The organism is Flavobacterium fluviatile, assembly GCF_010645065.1.
GTDB lineage: Bacteria > Bacteroidota > Bacteroidia > Flavobacteriales > Flavobacteriaceae > Flavobacterium > Flavobacterium fluviatile.
Genome location: NZ_JAADZW010000115.1, coordinates 1 through 518 on the forward strand (window position 1 = coordinate 1; position 518 = coordinate 518).

Consider the following 518-nt stretch of genomic DNA (forward strand, 5'->3'; position numbering starts at 1 on the left):
TCATTGTTAAGGTTCTGATGTTTTCCTAAAAGCACCTCAATAAGTGCTAATTGTTCATCATCTTTAACTTTTGCCGCATTTCTGGAGCCGTATTTTTTACTAATTATAGACGAATAACTCTCTTTTATGTACCGGTTTACTTTGTGCCTTAAACTGTCTTTTGTGGTTGGCAAATCATGATTAACCTGATGAAAAGCATTGACATCATTACTCAAACTTTGCCAAATGTCAAACTGTCCGGTAAGGCCTAATGATTTTGCGTATAATTTTCGCTTTTGCTTTACTTCAAGTATGGTATTTAATACTGATGCATTGTAAGTGTACAGCTCAATTGCTTCTGGTGGGAGTTTTTTATTGTTATCCTCACCATATCGGTGCGCAGCAAAAAAATCAAAAGCTTTACGATCGCTTATGTAATGTTTTTCAAAGAACGTTGCCCTGGTTATTTCGGTGGGCTTTCCGAATTTGAATACTAATGCATCCCGCCATTCTTGTACTAAAGAGTCAAACTCCACAAG

General features: G+C 36.5%; 1 protein-coding gene. It reads right to left on the reverse strand.

Going from position 1 to position 518, the window contains the following annotated elements:
- On the reverse strand, positions 1-518 hold a 518-nt coding region (locus GXM17_RS21520), incomplete at both ends, for a hypothetical protein (protein WP_163401555.1).